Annotated in this window: 13 protein-coding genes and 1 pseudogene; 7 read left to right on the forward strand and 7 right to left on the reverse strand. The window is 35.2% G+C overall.

Features of this window, described 5'->3' with window-relative positions; translation table 11 throughout:
- Nucleotides 1-66: 66 nt before the first annotated feature.
- From QH639_RS06995 to QH639_RS07005, 3 genes are read left to right on the forward strand one after another with little or no spacing between them, the layout of a single operon-like run.
- A complete protein-coding gene (locus QH639_RS06995) occupies nt 67-834 on the forward strand; it encodes an ABC transporter ATP-binding protein (protein ID WP_237899088.1) in 768 nt (255 codons plus the stop codon).
- Nucleotides 821-2,821: an FtsX-like permease family protein gene (locus tag QH639_RS07000; RefSeq protein ID WP_131522188.1), complete on the forward strand. Its 2,001-nt coding sequence runs from the start codon at nt 821-823 to the stop codon at nt 2,819-2,821. Before QH639_RS06995 ends, QH639_RS07000 begins: the two co-directional genes overlap by 14 nt.
- 14 nt (nt 2,822-2,835) lie before the next feature.
- Nucleotides 2,836-2,991 (forward strand): hypothetical protein, encoded by a 156-nt coding sequence (locus QH639_RS07005; RefSeq protein WP_193767422.1) that lies wholly within the window; start codon nt 2,836-2,838, stop codon nt 2,989-2,991.
- Nucleotides 2,992-3,259: 268 nt separating this feature from the next.
- Here the strand turns inward: QH639_RS07005 and QH639_RS07010 are convergent, their stop codons facing one another.
- From QH639_RS07010 to QH639_RS07030, 5 genes are all read right to left on the reverse strand, one after another.
- Entirely contained in the window at nt 3,260-4,060 is an 801-nt protein-coding gene (locus tag QH639_RS07010; protein WP_131522189.1) for an alpha/beta hydrolase, read from the reverse strand.
- Nucleotides 4,057-5,055 (reverse strand): ABC transporter substrate-binding protein, encoded by a 999-nt coding sequence (locus QH639_RS07015; protein ID WP_281115861.1) that lies wholly within the window; start codon nt 5,053-5,055, stop codon nt 4,057-4,059. Before QH639_RS07015 ends, QH639_RS07010 begins: the two co-directional genes overlap by 4 nt.
- A gap of 45 nt (nt 5,056-5,100) precedes the next feature.
- Entirely contained in the window at nt 5,101-6,285 is a 1,185-nt protein-coding gene (locus tag QH639_RS07020; protein WP_131522191.1) for a helix-turn-helix domain-containing protein, read from the reverse strand.
- Between the two features lie 32 nt (nt 6,286-6,317).
- Nucleotides 6,318-7,952 carry a helix-turn-helix domain-containing protein gene (locus tag QH639_RS07025; protein ID WP_281115862.1) on the reverse strand — a complete coding sequence of 545 codons (1,635 nt, stop codon included), beginning with the start codon at nt 7,950-7,952 and terminating at the stop codon, nt 6,318-6,320.
- Nucleotides 7,953-8,049: 97 nt separating this feature from the next.
- The gene (locus tag QH639_RS07030) at nt 8,050-9,006 is read right to left on the reverse strand and encodes an ABC transporter substrate-binding protein (RefSeq protein WP_193767423.1); all 957 of its coding nucleotides are present in this window, start codon (nt 9,004-9,006) and stop codon (nt 8,050-8,052) included.
- Nucleotides 9,007-9,225: 219 nt separating this feature from the next.
- Between QH639_RS07030 and QH639_RS26370 the strand changes: the two are divergent.
- Nucleotides 9,226-9,390: pseudogene (locus QH639_RS26370) on the forward strand (MFS transporter); the annotation flags it as partial.
- A gap of 328 nt (nt 9,391-9,718) precedes the next feature.
- Entirely contained in the window at nt 9,719-11,641 is a 1,923-nt protein-coding gene (locus QH639_RS07040; protein ID WP_281115864.1) for an ABC transporter substrate-binding protein, read from the forward strand.
- Between the two features lie 189 nt (nt 11,642-11,830).
- Here the strand turns inward: QH639_RS07040 and QH639_RS07045 are convergent, their stop codons facing one another.
- Complete coding sequence (locus QH639_RS07045) at nt 11,831-13,108, reverse strand: hypothetical protein (RefSeq protein WP_131522194.1); 1,278 nt, start codon at nt 13,106-13,108, stop codon at nt 11,831-11,833.
- A 408-nt stretch (nt 13,109-13,516) separates the two neighbouring features.
- On the opposite strand from QH639_RS07045, the gene QH639_RS07050 reads away from it, so the two are divergent.
- On the forward strand, nt 13,517-13,687 hold the full coding sequence (locus tag QH639_RS07050; RefSeq protein ID WP_237899095.1) for a bacterial transcriptional activator domain-containing protein: 171 nt from the start codon (nt 13,517-13,519) through the stop codon (nt 13,685-13,687).
- 40 nt (nt 13,688-13,727) lie between these two features.
- Here QH639_RS07050 and QH639_RS07055 read toward each other — a convergent pair whose 3' ends face one another.
- A complete protein-coding gene (locus tag QH639_RS07055; RefSeq protein ID WP_131522195.1) occupies nt 13,728-15,371 on the reverse strand; it encodes an S-layer protein in 1,644 nt (547 codons plus the stop codon).
- A 254-nt stretch (nt 15,372-15,625) separates the two neighbouring features.
- Between QH639_RS07055 and QH639_RS07060 the strand changes: the two genes are divergently transcribed.
- A complete protein-coding gene (locus QH639_RS07060; RefSeq protein ID WP_237899098.1) occupies nt 15,626-17,725 on the forward strand; it encodes a methyl-accepting chemotaxis protein in 2,100 nt (699 codons plus the stop codon).
- Nucleotides 17,726-17,833 lie beyond the last annotated feature (108 nt).

Raw genomic sequence — 17,833 nt, forward strand, 5'->3', positions numbered from 1 at the left:
TTCATTGAATGGTAAAATTATGGTAGTAAAAGGATAAGTCATCCATAAAAGGAGTGAAAATGGGAAGTGAATACAATATTAAAAGTTGAGAATATTGAAAAGGTGTATGGTAATAAGGGTAACGTAACCCATGCATTAAAAAACATTTCATTTGAAGTGCAAAAAGGCGATTTTATAGCAATTATGGGACCAAGTGGAAGTGGTAAATCGACTTTACTTAATTGTATTTCAACCATTGATACTGCTACAGCTGGTCATGTATTTATAGATGGCGAAAATGTCACAAAATTAAAGGGACATAAATTGTCAAAATTTAGAAGTGAGAAGTTAGGTTTTATTTTTCAAGAATATAATTTACTAGATACACTAACTGCTTTTGAAAACGTTTCTTTGGCATTATCTATAATTAATTACCCAGTGAATGAAATTGAACATGAAGTCGATAGAGTTGCCGCCGCTTTGGATATAAAGGAAGTATTGTACAAATATCCATATCAAATGTCAGGAGGACAACAGCAGAGAATCGCGGCAGCAAGAGCCATTGTTACAAGGCCTACATTATTATTAGCCGATGAGCCAACAGGGGCTCTTGATAGTAAATCTGCTAAAATGCTGCTGAAAAATTTAGAAATATTAAATCAGCAACAAGATGCTACAACTTTGATGGTTACTCACGATCCTTATAATGCTAGTTATTGCAGAAGGATTATTTTTCTAAAGGATGGAGAAATTTTTAATGAACTAATACGAGGAAAAGATGATCGTAAAACTTTCTTTAATCGAATAATGGAGGTCGTTGCACTACTAGGAGGAAATATCAATGATGAGTTTTAAATTGATATATAAAAATGTAGGCAGAAGTATTAAAGATTACGCTATCTATTTTCTAACTCTTGTCTTAGGTGTCAGCCTATTTTATGCATTTAATTCAGTATCATCACAACCAGCTTTAAATGATTTAAATTATTCTATGGAGATTTTTGGGGATGCATTAGTTACGTATATTGGACTATTAACAAGGTTCATTGCAATTGTGTTTGCTTTTCTCATCATATATGCCAATCAATTCATAATGAAGCGAAGAAAAAAAGAAATGGGTATTTATATGACATTAGGGATGAGTAAATGGCGGATATCCTTTATTTTTGTAGGTGAGACCTTTTTGGTAGGGTTATTTGCTTTAATTATAGGCCTTGGGCTAGGATTTTTAATGTCACAAGTTATTTCGATATTAGCTTTAAAAATGTTTGTAGGTGATGCAGTAGGATATAAATTGCTGTTATCAAAAGAAGCTATAAAAGAAACTATTATAAGTTTTTCAATTATTTATATTATAGTAGCACTTTTTAATACTCGTAATATTATGAACATTAAACTTATCGATTTATTAACTGCGAATCGTAAAAATCAAGAGTTAAAGGTCTATAACAAATGGGCGACAAGTAGCCTTTTTTTAGTAGCAATTACTTTAATAACTACTGGAATACTATTGTTAATGAAATTCGGACTTGATAAGAATTATTTAACTGTAATAGTCTCGCTTCTTGGTGTTGGTATTATTTTGTTTTATTATACAATTTCCGGTGTGATGGTGTTCTTGGCTAAAAGAAACAAAAAGCTATATTTTAAAGAACTAAATTCATTTTTGTTTCGACAATTCGGAAGTAAAATGCAAATCAATTTTCTAGTAATAAGTATCTTAAGTGCATTACTGATAGCTTCACTGGTTGTTCTAGGTACAGGATTTAGTGTTACAAGTTCTATGAATAAACAAGTTACCACGGCTACCCCATTTGACTTAACAATTGTAAAACCATATGAGGATAACAAAAATCTTTTAGAAACAGCAAAACAAGATGGCATTCCACTTAAAGAAAATCTTAAAAGTTATGTAGAGATAATGTTGTTTAATGCAGATTTAACTTATGGAGAATTGTTTAAAGAGCAACAAGTAAAACTATCTGATTTAGAGCAAGAGATACTTATGTCACAAGTTACTTTAATAACTGAAACAGATTACAATAAAATATTGGAACTATCTGGAGAAGAGGGAATTCGGTTAGGAGAAAATAAATTCATTATTAATGCAAATTATGAACCCTTTAATAAACATATTCAATATTTCTTAAATAAAGAAGGGAAAATAAGAATTGGTGATAAGGAGCTCACTCCTGCAAACAAAAAAATATTTGGTAACATTACTTACTTAACAAATTCAACCAGGGCAAATGATGTAGGAACAGTGGTTGTTCCAGACAATATGAAAAATTATATGAATCCTGATAGTTTCTTATTGAATGGCGTTTTTCCCTCTCAAGAAATTGAGGGTACGGTCTATAAAATAATGAATAATAAATGGGTCGAAAAATCTCTTGATGGAGAGATTTATTATGTAACTAAGAGTGTGATACAAGACACTTACTTTGGCGTATTTGGAGTAATAGCTTTTATTAGTAGTTACTTAGGAATAATTTTAATGATTGTCACGTTATCCATACTAGCATTACAGCAATTAACAGAAACACAGGATAACAAAGAAAGATACCTGACATTATCGAAAATTGGTGCAGATAAAAAAATGATTAATAGGTTGTTATTTAGACAAATTGGATTTTATTTTATTTCACCTTTAATTTTAGCTAGTTTCATATCGATCTTTACTACTAAGGTTGTATTAGAAAAATTAGAACCATTTTTTGAAGTTTCTATCAAACAGAATATGTTTTTAAGCTTTGGTATTATTTTGTTGCTATATGTAATATATTTCATGGCAACTTATCAGAGTGCAAAACAGGTAATTTTAGACAGTAGACTTAAATAAAAGGAGAAGATATTATGACTGAATTTCTAATGGGTTTTGGATTATCGGAGGGAATAGTTGAAACTATTAAATGGTGGATCCCATATTTAAGTTTTATAATGATCATAATCATCGTAGCAATTTTATTTAAGGTTATCCGTAAAAAGAAAATAAAGAATGCGAAAAATTAATAATTCATTTAGTTTAAAAAAGTATTAATCTTGGTTAAATGATCTTAGAACTAACATGACTGGTTCCTCACAATTTTACTATTGACAATTGAAGCTGTCAAAAATAATAGCGTATCAACTTAAACCCAGTGCGTTTCTGGCCTTATGATCCATTGCTTTAAAATCACAAGTTGAGGAAATCGCTAGCATACTTAAGGATCATTTAGAGAAAGAGAAGTAAATGTTATAAAAATGCCCAAGTGGAATGATTACCACTTGGGTTTTTCTACTAGGAATCCAAAAACCGAGGAAGGCGGCCAAGCATACAGGGTAGAACGCTCACATGGTCCTCCTCATCAAACTTCACATAATTAGTAAGAATGTTTTGGTCGCTTAAACGCTTCAGTTGTTCAGCCGCTAGATCAGCTCCCTCTAACATATCTGGCAACTCGTTAGCACCGATTGTAAGTAAGAGATTAATAGCATGCTGACCGTTCCAATCTTCAAAAAATCTGTCTATTACTTTTAGTACTGCATTGTCTGCCCACCAAACAGAGGGACTGCCAGCTACAATATGACTGAATAAGTGAGGTCTTGCACATAAAGCATATAGTGTGAAAAGACCGCCTAAGGAATGACCAACAATCGCTTGCTTCTTTTTATTGAGAGGCCATTCCTTTGCTATAGCAGGCATGAGCTCATGTTCAATAAAATCTAAGAACTCATTAGCTTTGCCATTTGGAGGCCAAGGCGTTCCATCTGGACGTGGAGGCAGATGTTCTTTGGTAACAGGTAGTGTAAAATCGAGACAGCGTCGCTCCATATCAAAAGGTTCCTTTGAGGGATAACCGATGCCAATAACAAGAATAGGATCATAGCCTTTTGGTTTACGTGTTTGTAATTTCACTGCCTCTGCAAGTGTTGGAAAAAGGGCGTCCCCATCTAAGGCGTAGATGACAGTATAACCATCTGCTGGTGGTTCATCTGTTGGGCTTGCAATTAAAATGCGATAATCTAGCTGTTGACGAGATGTCATGGCAACTTCAAAGTAGTTTTCTGATGTATAAGGTTTCTTTGTCATTGTTATCATGGCGCTAAAAACTCCAATACATCTTCTATCACTTTTCCTTGAGCATGAATACCGCCATTTAGCCAGTAATCCGCGGATGTCTCAAATACTTGATTGTTTTTGAAGGCTGCTGTACTTTGCCAAATTTTACTGTTCTTCAACTCATTTAAAAATTCATCCCCAAGATTACCATCATTGATTAGGAAAATATAATCGGCATCCAGTTCAGGTAGAATCTCCAATGATACTTCGAAGGCACCATTTTTCACGTAGCTGCTTTGTTCAAATCCTAATTCATGTGTTAAGACATACCCACTAAAATACTCATCTGTCATGAAAAACATACCTTTTGCATTAAAGCGAATTAACGCAATTTTTTTACCCTCTGTTATAGAGGATAGCTTTGTTTTTGCTACATCTACTTTTTCTTGATAATCCTGTATGGCTTGCTCAGCCTTGTCTGTTTCATCAAGTAGTTGCCCTAAAACTTTAATAGAGCCTTCTAAATCACTTGCAGCATTATTAAAAACATAGGTTGGTGCGATTTTTGCATATTTTTCATAGGTGCCATTTTCCATATAAAATGAATTGTGCAAAATAATTAAGTCTGGTTTATCTGCCATAATGGCTTCGGCTGATGGGGGACCGCTTGCAAAGCTAATTTCTGGTATACCCTGTAGCTGATCTTGTAAATAAAGCTGTGGCTTAACACCATTAGACCATTGCATAGTAGGCTTGATACCAAGAGCTAGTAATGAATCCTCCATGACAGGTGCAAAAATTTTAGTAGGCTTAGCTGGTAGTGTTACCTCATTACCAACCTCATCTTTTAGTGTTAACGGATAAATACTTTGCTCCTTTGTACTTTCTGAGGATGCCTGCGTTTCTACCTGTTCCACTTTATTGCTTGATTGGGTATTGCAGGCGGAAAGTATGCCGATAGTAAGCAAAAACATCGCTGATAAATAGGCAGATTTTATAATTGTATGACATTGAATAGGACAATTTTGTTTCATTGTTCATCAAAGTCTCCTTCCAGTGATAATCATTCTCAAATGAAATTATAAATCACTGTCTGATACGTTACCATGGACGGGGACAGGAAAAGGATTTGGATTTTTTCCGGTTAGCATAAGTAACATTTCATCTAGCATTCGGCTTATAGCAATAGCTGAGTATTCGAACCAAGGATTCGAAGGTAAAACATAGACATGTCCATTTTTTACAGCACGGAGCTCTTTCCAACGATCAAGGTATTGTAGAGTAAGCCAATAATTTCGGGTTGGTGAATCGGGACAAATGATAAATAGCAAACGGTCAGGGTCTATATTTACTAGCTGATCAAGTGTAATATGCTCATTATATGTTTGTTGGTGAGCATCGACAGAGCGAAGCTGTAAATCTGTATACAGTACATCCTGAATCCCTTTATTACAATACATAAATAATTGATCACCGCATAAACGAAGAACAGCAAACGTATCATTTTCAGCAACTTGATTAATTTCTAATCTCGCCTGTAATACCTTTTGTTCATATGTTTGAATGAAGTGCTCACCTACGCTTTGCTTTTTAACAGCTACAGCTATTTCTCTCAGCTGTGTTCGCCAATCCTTCGCTTGTATAAAGACACTTTTGATGCCAATAGTTTGAAGCCAATTAAGCATGGAGAGGGAGGGTTCCTCTTGAAAAATATGAATATCTGGCTTAACGGAGGCTAATTTTTTGAAGTTGTCCTCTGATTCTGTATCGAATATATTAACATGCACGGGAATTTTCTCTTGATAATGATTGTAATAATAAGGACTCCATTTAGCATTCAGCGGAGCTGCAACTGGTATGATACCAAGCGCTAATAAATTTCCGGTAGCGGAGACCGAAAAAGTAGAAATACGCTGGCGAGCCATCTTACTATAAGCAGAAGGTGAAATCCCAACTTCTTTTTTAAATTTTCGGCTAAAATAAAATTCGTCACTGTAACCTACTTTTCTAGCAATCTCACGAAGTAATAAATCGGTATCACGCAGTAATTGCTTGGCATGTCCGATACGTAGCGCCGTTAAATAATCTGTGGCACTTTGACCGAATGCCTTTTTAAATGCCTCTCCAAAGTAGCTGGAACTCAGACCCGAAATGAGTGCTAGATGCTTAATCGTGAGAGGTTGATGATGGTTTTTAGCAATATAATCTCGAATATCCTTTAATGATATTTGAGTTGTCGTATCTGTTATACTTCCCGTTTTCATATAAATGTCACCCCTTATTATAGGTATGAGAATTACTTGGCAGTAACCAATAGTTTTGGTAATGCACCGAGTAACTTCTCTCTTGTAAAGGCATCTCCGTAATTCCACTTTGTTGCATCCACTAAATAAGTATGGTTAGTTTGGACAGCAGGGAGTCCTTTCCACATATCGCTATTAATCAACTCCATCGTAGCCATTTGCGATTCGGGTTTATCAGATAACAACATAAAGATGCGGTCACCAGCATACTGAGGTAAGTGATCTATTGGTATTTCTCTATACCCTTCGCCTGCTTGAAGTAGCTTTTTGACTTGTGGGTGAGGCTGAAAACCATCTGGATGAAAAAGGGCAGGGGATAGACCTGTACAGCCCATAATAAAAAGGCGTTTGCCATGATCAAAAGTCAAAACAGATGCTGTTTCACCAGGCTCTATCACTGTTTGTAGCTGCTGCCACATAGTATTTTCTTGGATTTTAAAATATTCTAGCCAATCTTCTGCACGCTGTTGTTGGCTAAGCCACTGCCCTAATAAAAGAACGCGTTCCTCCAATGAATCCCAGGAATTTAGGGTAACTGTTGGTGCAATAGAAGATAGTGCTTGATATTGCTGCTCGTCATTATTTGTAAAGATAATTAAATCAGGGTTCAGCTTCGAAGATTTTTCAAGATTGATTGGAAAGGCAACATCTTGAATATAAGGAACATGGTTTTTATAGAAGGATTTACTAATAGAGTTTTTGTTACCACCTATTGGCTGCACATCAAAAATCAACATATCCCCAAACGTTTCTCCATGATAAATAACACGATGTGGTGAACGAGGAATGGCTACCTCGTGTCCTGTCCAATCTTTTACAACAGTTTTTTGTTTATATTGTCGTGCAAACTGTTTTGGAGGTATTCCAATTACCTGTCGGAAGCGGCGATTAAAATAATATTCATCATCAAATCCCACTTGCTGCGCAATATCTTTTAATGGCTCATTTGTTTGTAGTAATAATTCCTTGGCATTTGTAAGACGTAAATCTGTAATATAATCAAGCGGTTTCTTCCCAGTTAAGGTTTGGAAGATCGTACTATATTGCCATTGAGCTATACGAGCGAGTTCCGCTAGCTTTTTCACTGTTAAAGGCTGTCGAAAATAGTTATGTATATAGTCAATAGTTTCTTCAACCGCCTTTGTCATTGTCAACTGGTAGTTCATATGAAGCTGATGTTCATATAATAAATTTAAGAGTTCATACAAGACTCCTTGTTGTTTAAGAAAATCCAATTTAGGATTTAAATTATACAGATCTTCGCTAAGACGAATTAATCGTGTATACGGATAAATTGTATATTCCACTTCATCAGAAAAAATAGATCCTAGATGTGGGGAAGGGTGCTTATGTTTTAGCTGAAAGGCTGAAAAGGCAATTTTATAGAAACGGTAACCATGATTTATATCCGATAAATCAATCATAGAATGGGGCTGAACAAGAAAAATTTTTCCTTTCGTCACCAAATAGGGTATATCATCAATCGTTAATGTCCCACAGCCATTTGTAAAAAGTATCATCGTATGATGAGAAGTCGAGATAAACGGATAGCTCTGCGAAATACAGTCAATATCTTCTAAATGAAATAGTAAATCATTGTTAATAGAAGCTGATTTATTGTCTTCCATCTGTTCACTTCCTTAGTAAATGAAAATGATTATCAATTAACTGTATTGTATAAAAAGTAAAGAGACATTTCAACAAAGATGAAATGTCTCTTGTTAGTTATTTTTTTAACATAGTAGGTAATTGTGATAACAGCCATTCTCTTGTTGAGGCATCGCTATCACTTTTTTCAATATCAAATGTGTAGACATGACCGTTCTTCACTGCTGGTAGGTTCTTCCAAATTGGACTTTCTATCATTTCTTTTGTCGATTGTTTTGCTTCATCATCGACTGGTGTAAGGATGAAAATTCGATCACCAGCATATTCAGGAAGAAGTTCTGTGGAGATTTCAGCAAAGCCTGTTCCATCATCAAGAATTTTTTGTATGTTGTCGCCAGGCTTAAGCACATTTGAATCGTATAAAACTTGAGAAAGTCCAGCACGTGCCATGACAAATAATCGATCTCCTGGATAATATGTTAAAACCGATGCCGTTTCATCTGGTTTAATGATGTCATCAGCTACAAGCGACTCCCACATTTTATCCGCTTTTTCTGTATAAGCATCCATCCATTGAGTTGCTTCTTCTTTTTTATTAAGTATATCGCCCAGCTCTGTTAAGCGTTGGTTTAAGGGCGCAAAAGTATCAAACACGATAGTAGGGGCGATTTTAGAAAGCTGTGAATATGTTTTTTCATCTGAAGTACCAATAATGATAAGATCAGGCTTTAATGACAATGTTTTTTCCACATTAATAGGAAAACCAACGTCCTCCACATCTTTTACGCGATCTTCCCAAGCGTAATTTGTAATCCAAGAGAAGCCAGCACCAACTGTTTTGATATTCAATGCAAGTAAATCACCGTATCCTTCTCCATGATAAACCACTCTCTCAGGATCTACAGGAATTTCAACCTCATGACCTAAATAATCCTTATAGACCCGAGTGGTTGATGCTGATGCTGTTGTCTCTTCCTTCTTCGTTTCTTCATTGGTAGAACCACAAGCAGCCAGTATGATACTAACCAGTAGTAATAAGCTATAAATGAGCATATGTCGCTTTAATTTTTTCATGTCTCTTCCTCCGTAAATGATAATCATTATCGATATAGGCTAGCATAAATTAGTCAGTGACCTAGAACAATGGATAAAATGAAAAAGGGCCATTAAGGTTTATCCAAAAATCTAACTGTAACCTTAAATTAAAATCCGTTTTACCGTATAAGTATCCTTCCATTGGTGGAGAATGGACCTTTCATTGGACTAAGATTCGTGTAATGAAAGGGGGTAAAAATGAAAAATTATTGGGTGTTTGTCATAACAGGAATGCTATTAATTGTTACAACTAGGAGATTTGGTCGAATGGTATATGGAGTTATATTGCCGTTTATGCAGGAGGGAATGAGTTTCAAGACCACTCAATCTGGTTACTTAGGAACAATGCTGTTTTTAGGTTATTTTAAGAAAGATCCTATATGGGATAGCTTGCCAGCCGTAAAAAATGATCATCTTTATGTTTGGCCAGAGGAGCGCTCATGGTATATGACCCAACAGCCGTGTTGGCTCAGGTAGAGGAATTAACAAACTGGCTAACGAATAAAAAATAAGCTAAATTATTGGATATGCTAGTACAACATACTAAACAAAATTAAGTGAAATTCCATTAAATCACTCAGCCATTGGATTGTTTGAGTGATTTTTCTATGCTTATACAGGTTTATATTGAGAATAATTATCAATTATAATAAGCTTGTAGGTAGTGAAGAATTGGAAGGAATGATGTAGGATGCTACCAAAAGAGGAGTTTCTATTTCTTTGGAATCAAGCAACGATCAAAGTGCTCGATATAAGATATGAGCTATTCAAACCTGGGGAAATTGGAAAATCATATAGATTGCCTGCAAATATGTTTCTTTATGCCACAGGTGGTGGTGCGGAAGTTCAAATCGATTTAATAAACTATACACTAGAGGGCTTTCATCTTATTCACGGTGGAAAGGGCACCACACTACAAATAATGGCTACAGACAAAGGCTTTGAATATTTTTTAATATTTTATCGAGCTTCCATTCCTTTAACCTCAAATAAAATGATAGCAAGGGCGTTACAAACAAATAATCCTTTCAACTATCAATACAGTCTTGTTCCTAACTCACCTATTACAATGTTTGAAAAAATATATTTTATGTATAAGAAGTGGGAAAATGCCAATAACCTCAGCAAATTTACTGTTAAATCGCTATTCTATCAATTATTAAATGAAATTTTCATGCAGTTAGATCAGGACAGTGACGACATTCAAAAGCTAAATGTCTCTAGTCAAATTAAAGCCTATCTAGAGCAAAATTATGCACAGCCTTTAACCTTAGAATCCATTGCGAAGGCATTGCGCTATAGTCCATCTCATTTATCCATTCAATTCAAGCAACAATTAGGTTGCAGCCCGATTGAGTATTTAATTCAGCTACGTATTGAAAAAGCTTCTATTTTACTTGAGAGGACAAATGCTAGCTTACGCGATATCGCTTTGGGTGTCGGCTATAGTGATGTCTATTATTTTAGTAGACTTTTCAAAAAGAGAGTAGGCGTTTCTCCTACAAAATTCCGTCAAAAGCAAAAAGTAAGTGATCTGATAAAAGATAGTCCTTCAATGTCTGAAAGATACTCCATTGTCGATTGGAGCTTCCAAGATTATATTGAGAATGGTTATCAATATAATGAAAGGAAGTATGAACCAATGAATAAAAGAGGTTTATCAGCTTTTACAACACTCTTTCTATGTCTGACGCTTTTATTAAGTGCTTGCAGTAGTGGGGCATCAACCAGTACACAGGGCGGGGAAAAACAAGCCTCTACCACTCAAACAGTAAGCGAATCACAAACAAAAACTGTCTCTACTATGAAAGGAGACGTAGAAATACCTGTTAACCCTGAGCGAGTAGTGGTGATGTATTATACAGGTGATGTACTAGCATTTGATGTGACACCAGTGGGTTCTTCTAAAATACAAGAGGGAGCAGCATTTGAGGAAGAATTAAAAACAGTTGAAAGTTTAGGTGAATGGTTTGAACCAAATGTCGAGGCAGTGATCCAATTAAAACCTGATGTCATCATTATTCCAAGTAAGGATGAGCTTTACGATCAAATGCAGAAAATTGCACCTACAATCATGATCGATTTCTCAATCTCACTCGATGAACGTTTAACAAAGATTGGTGAAGTACTAGGGAAAGAGAAAGAAGCAAAAGAGCTTTTAGCTAGTTTCTATACAAAAGTAGAGGATAGTCAAAAGAAGCTAAAAGAGGCAGGTATTTCGGATAAAACGGTTAGTATTATGGAGGGCGGCAAAGGAAAAATGTCCGTTGTGACAAGCTATACCTTTGGACGTGGTTCTCAAGCTATTTATGAGTATTTAGGAATGAAAGCACCAGATATTATTCAAAAGAAAATAGATGATAAATACAACACCAATGAGGCAATCGATGTTTCTTTAGAAGTTTTAACAGATTATGCAGGAGATTATGTATTCCGCTCATCTTATGAAGGAATGGTAGATTTAACAGATCATCCAGTTTGGGCTGATATTCCAGCCATTAAAGAAGGAAGGCTTATTGAAATGAATTTTGGTTTTTGTTACTACAACGACATTTATTCATTATCAAAACAGCTAGATTTCATTGTGGATCAACTAGTTGCTACAACAAATTAAATTAAAAAATGGATGGTTTACCCCATAAATATTTATTGATACATAACATTTATGGAGCAGATATTTTCATTTACGATCAGACAAAGTCGATTAGTTGACTTTGTCTATTGTTTTTATAGCCCACTTTCAAAAGATAGCACTAAAGAAACCAACATCGTTTCAGGTTGGTATTTCTTTAGTGCTTTTATTTTAATTGTTTAGGATTTGGAATGTGTCAGATATAGTTGTTTGGATAATATGGCGATTTCCACTGATAATGAAATCGGCAGGAACTCGCTTGCCCAAATCATTTGAGCGGACGATGGATGAATTTGCTGTTAAACCTTCAATTATGATTTCCATATTGGCATCAAAGGTTACTGGTTTTTTATTCAATGTCGCTTGAAGTGTAATTCGGTTTGCCTTTTTAGTTACTTGAATATCCATTATTCCTTCATCTTCATTGACAAGTGTATAAAGTGGCGGAATGATGATGGTCATTTTGTCCTTTGTTGTAAGAATATAACGTTCCGTGTCAATTTCTGATGCGGCTACATTAATTTTGGCTCTATAAGTATTTTTATTTTTTGTCATCGCAGTTGTTTTTCCTGGAATAGCTGCCGTATCTGATAAATCAGGTTTTTTAGGTATGTTGTCTTTTGTAGGAAGTGTATGCTTTCCTTGTACAAAATCCACTAAAGTCCAAACATTTGGGACGAGTTGCTGCTGAACAGGTGTTAATGCTTCAAAAGAAGTTTTGACTGCCTGCACATCCTGAGCTGTCGATGTTTTTGGTGATAAAGCTGCAATAGCGTTTTCAACTTCTTTAGCTGCTGCTTTATCCTTTACAACCAGCTGTTCTGCATCAAGTAATTGTTGCTCGATACCTGCAGGTAAAGAAATATTTGAAAACCTTCGTAATGCATTAAGCTCTGCTCGGGCATTGGCTACATCTTTATGGAACGAGAGACGAGATGAATTAATCAATTGAATTTTATTGACCACCTTGTCAACAGATGTATTTGGCGCGATATAGGAAGTTAGAATTTTTTGCGCAGATGCACTTACAAATGTTTTTTGCGCTGCATTCAGGGTATTATACCAATCTTTTGTATCAGTAACATTTTGATAATAATTAGGGGACGTAGAATCCACAGAATACAATTTCTCTTCAATTTGTGCTGCCAGCTTACGATAAGCAATTCTTGTTTGCTGATGTGCTGACAAAGTGGAGTAGTTCGTGACATACTGTTTTTCCGTGCCTGTTAAAGCATTATAAGCTTTTAAAGCGGCCTCTAAGTTTGTTTGAAAGGTAGCTGTTGTATTGTTAATGTTGTTAATAAGTTGTACAACATTTGCCACGTTAGCATTGTAGTTAGCAGTTATGTAGGCTGAGTTTGGTAGTTCAGCAGCCGATACTGGCGCGGTGTAAAGAAGTGAAGGCACTGCCACTAAAGACAGTAAGACAAGTTTCTTTTTAGATTTCATAATGTAGAATCCTCCTGTGTTTAATGTTCTTGGTTAATTGAAGGCAATATATACAATATATGGTGTTAATTTAATCTTAACATAGTCTAGAATCTTTTTTGTATTTATTAGTTGAACTTGTGCTGTTTGTATTGCAAATGCTCAGTAAGTAGAAAAAGGTTGGAGAGACAAAGGGAACATTGCAACTTCTTCAAGTACTTTTGCTTTAAAATACCATATGCAAATGTGCTTAATATCTACCATGAAATAAGATTGAAGAGGTTTTTAGATGTGTGGTATAGAAGATGTATATTTCTGAATGCTAGAATAATTTAAAATTGCCTATTGTTATAGAGATTTTTGTTATTTTGGAAAAATAATATAAGAAGTTAATAGATTAAAGATGCAGAGGTTGGTTATTTTACTTTAATGAAACTTTACGATCTACTTAATAATACAGCCGCCGTTGAGGAGCAATATTGGCTGTTAAAAAAGACGCTTCAAGAGCATTTGGCAGTGGAACCAAGTGAGGAGATTGAGGATTGGTATAGAAGCTGGAAACAGATTAATACCATGTCTCAAGTAGATGCTTTTAATTAGTTAAAATTTTAAGGACTCTGCATGACGCAGAGTCCTTCTTTTAGTGTAATAAACCATCACGTTTAGCAGAGTTGTAATAGCTCAATGCGCTGTTCAAATTATTATAAGCACTTACGACTTCAAGCTGAGTTGCGTAATAATTGTTTACAATAGATTTCGCTTGTTCAATATAGTTATTTATATAGATCCAGTCATTTTGTGAAGTCCATTTTGAGTAATAAGGTACATCACTGCCATCTCCGTTGTACGATATTGACACAAGGTCATTATAGGCTGAAGTGATAAGGGACTCTAAATAAGATTTTTCGACATTATAACCACCATTTGTGCCATACTTATAAGCATTTTTATAAGTGCGAATAGCATTGTTTAAATTATTGATCGCGTTGGCAATATCAGTTTGAGTCGCATAATAATTATTGACAATTAACTGTGCAGACGAAACAGCAGCTTCGATGGCGTTTCTTTCCGTCTGAGTAGTCCAAGGCGAATTATAAGGGACATTTGAACCGTCCCATGAAACCGTAACATATTGAACAGAATTAATTAAAGATTGAAGGGAAGCTTTATCACCATAACCATATTTTGTACCACTCTTCTGAGCAGCTTGGTAGACTGCTAGTGCATTTTTATACTGATTGATGGCATTTTTCACCTGTTCTTGTGAGGCATTTGAATTATTTGCTATAGCTTTCGCACTTGCTACAGCAGAATCAAACACTGTACGGTCTGCTTGTGTTGTCCATTTGTCCGTATTTAAAACATCATAGCCGTTCACAGATACTTGTACATATGGTGGGGATGCGATAAGTGTATTAAGTTCCTTTTTATCAATGACAGGAAGCGTCACGGAGACACGACTATCGTCCACCTGTACATTGTTTACCAGATGTCCTGAATCTAAAGCTACTTTAGTACCGCCTTTTACAACAATTTGCTCAATTTTACCCTCACCATAAAGGTTAAAATCTTTCGCTACATCAATTGTAAGCTTTTCTATATTAGTCATTGCTTCAAAAGATTCCACTTTACCTACTACATCTACTTTGGCAAGAGTTTGGTCAGAAGATATATTGACTTTAGTACGTCCCAAATTGATGTTTGATGATTTCATATCGATTAGGTTGACGTATAGCCAACTTACCTTTTTCGTGACAATTGGTTTTAGTGTAATTGTTTCATCTACTACTACTTCATCGAGTGTAACGGCTTTTTTTACTCTGTTTGTAATGATAAGCTGTCCATCTACGCTAACATCTTGAACCTTTACATAGTCAGCGTTTACAGTAAGATCTCCCGAGATTAGTGCGTCACCTCCATCAAAATAGACAGTTTTTTTGCTAGTACCTGCTTTGTTTAATATTAATGAGGTAACGTCCGTAATTTGACCATTTTTCACTACAATGGTAGCTCGGGCATTGGTTAATGCAGCTTTATTTGAAGTATCAAATAGGGGCTTTAATGCCGATTGAATTCTAAATGTACCATTAGATGTTATCACAGTATCTTTTGTTATATTTTTGATCGTTACGGATTCACCTATTACTTTTTTGGCTGCTGCTACATGTGTCTCATATGAATTTGATTGTATTTGAGATGATGCGGCATTCGCAGTAGACATTGGTAATACTAGTGTCGCTGTAATAGCCGTGGCCATTAATGTTGATAGCGCTTTATTTTTCATGTAAGTCACTCCAATCATACTATTTAATAGTTAATATATCATATTTTTCTATAATTTAGAATTCAAAGAGGATGTTTTACTATGAATCTCAATTCAAATAAGTCATTAGTCATTCATATTGAAAAATAATTGATTAGCAAAGTATCGGTATTTTTCTCTATAATTCTGTAAATTTTCTACTTTATTCGCTAAATAATTTATTGTGATACAATCATCCATCTATTATTATTAGTATAAAAGTGGGGGTGTTAGTTATGAAAAAATCAAGAGGAATTGCCTTAAAACTTTCTTCCCTTATAATAGGATTATTTCTCATTTTATTTTTATCCTATACTGTCATAACGGGAATTATTATAAAAAAGCAAAGTGTTGAAGACGCAGAGCATGGAACATTGCAAACTGCTGAATCCTCTGCAGCTATTATGAGTGAAAGATTTAAGAAAGCCAATACGACATTACAAACAACAAAGCGTATCATAGAAAGCATGGAGAAGAATAATACGTTGTCTACCAAAGGTGTCATAGACATAATGGAAAAAAATTTAGCTAGCAATAATGACATTCTTGGAGTAGGAGCAATCTTTGAGCAAGAATCTATTATTTTAGAACCAACTGAGGCTTCTTTAGTAGATAGTAAAAATCGCTTTATCCCTTATTTAAGTAAGAACGGAAATGATATCTCGACTGCTCTAATCGAAGGTATTGATGATAAGAGTATTTCTGAATGGTATTGGGTACCAAAAGAAGAGAGACGTGCAGTTTTGACAGAGCCCTATGATTATAATGTCAACGGACAATCTGTATTAATGACAACGATTTCGGTGCCATTGATCAATGCTTCCGGATCATTTTTCGGTGTATTGACAGCCGATGTATCAATAGATTTTTTAAATGATTTAACAAAATCGAATGCCCCAGAGGGCGGTTATGCGGCAATTATTACGAATAAAGGTGTGCTAACAGCTAACAGTTTTGGTGATGAGCTAGTTGGGCGCAATATGCAAGAGGATCCTACTTGGACAAGTATTAGTAAGACAATGGAAAATGGTGAACTAACAAGTATGTACGTTGACTCTAATCAACTGAAGGAAAAGGCCTATAATGTTTTTGCTCCAATGATTTTAGAGGGTATTGACGAAACATGGACTGTTCAAGTCGTGTTAGCTGAATCAAAGATTCTAGAAACATATAATCATGTATTTGTATTTACGATTATTGCTTCCATTATTATGGTGGTTTTGATGACAGCTGCAAGTGTGTTATTCATCTATAAACAACTAAAACCACTTAAATTTTTACGTGCATCGATTGAAACTGCAGCCGAAGGGGATTTAACACAAAAGGTAGAAGAGCGATATATTAAGCCTGATGAAATTGGTGCAGTGGCTGTGGCTTATAATAATATGTTAGATAAAACCAATAGTGCGATTCAAACTGTACTAAATTCCACGAGGTTATTGAACCAATCTTCTAATCAGGTAAATGAGGCATTTAATGAGGTAGTTGCTTCTAGTCAAGAGGTTTCTGTAGCTATCAACGAGATTGCACAAGGAGCCTCGAAGCAATCAGAGGATACAGAAGAAACAAATTATCGAATGATGGATTTATCAGATCAGATTGATGCGATTACGGCTCTATCTAATGAAATGGATGAGCTATCTCATAAAACAGGTGTAACAACAGAAAAAGGATTGCATGAGGTTGAAAGTTTAAGAGAGCGTAATATGGAGACAAATGAAATGAATGGGCGTATTCAGCAGCAAATGGAATCATTAGCTTTCAATATTGCCAATATTAATCAGATTATTGCTTCGATCCAAAGTATTACCGAGCAGACTAATCTGCTAGCTTTAAATGCAAGTATCGAGGCTGCACGTGCTGGTGAACATGGTAAAGGATTTGCTGTAGTTGCAGAGGAAGTTAGAAAGCTAGCAGAACAATCTAAGAATGAAACAGAAATTATTAAGAGTACAGTAGAAAGCATTCTTGAAAATTCTCAGCAGACGGTTGCTGTGATTGCATCTAATGCAGATTTAATGCAATCTCAAAATGAGTCCGTACAAAGCACGCAACTAGCATTTAAAGATAGCAGTGACTTGTCAGGTTCAATTGCAAATTCTATTAGTGAATTAATGAATAAACTATCTAGCATGTTAGAGCATAAAAATCAAGCAATCATGGCTATCCAAAGTATTTCGGCTATTTCAGAGCAAACAGCAGCCTCTGCGGAACAAGTAAGTGCTTCTGCAATGGATCAACAAGTAGAATTACAAAAAGTAGCTGAGTCTATTCAAAATATGAACGATATTTCAAACGAGCTACAAGAAGTTGTAAACCGATTTAAGCTTGCTTAAAAAGAAAGGCTGCCTTCAATATAGAGGCAGTCTTCTTTATGGTGAAAGCCAGAGAAATTGACCTAGAAGGAATTCAACACTACTATTCACACTGGAAGGGGGACATTG

Source organism: Lysinibacillus sp. 1 U-2021 (assembly GCF_029916965.1).
GTDB lineage: Bacteria > Bacillota > Bacilli > Bacillales_A > Planococcaceae > Lysinibacillus > Lysinibacillus capsici.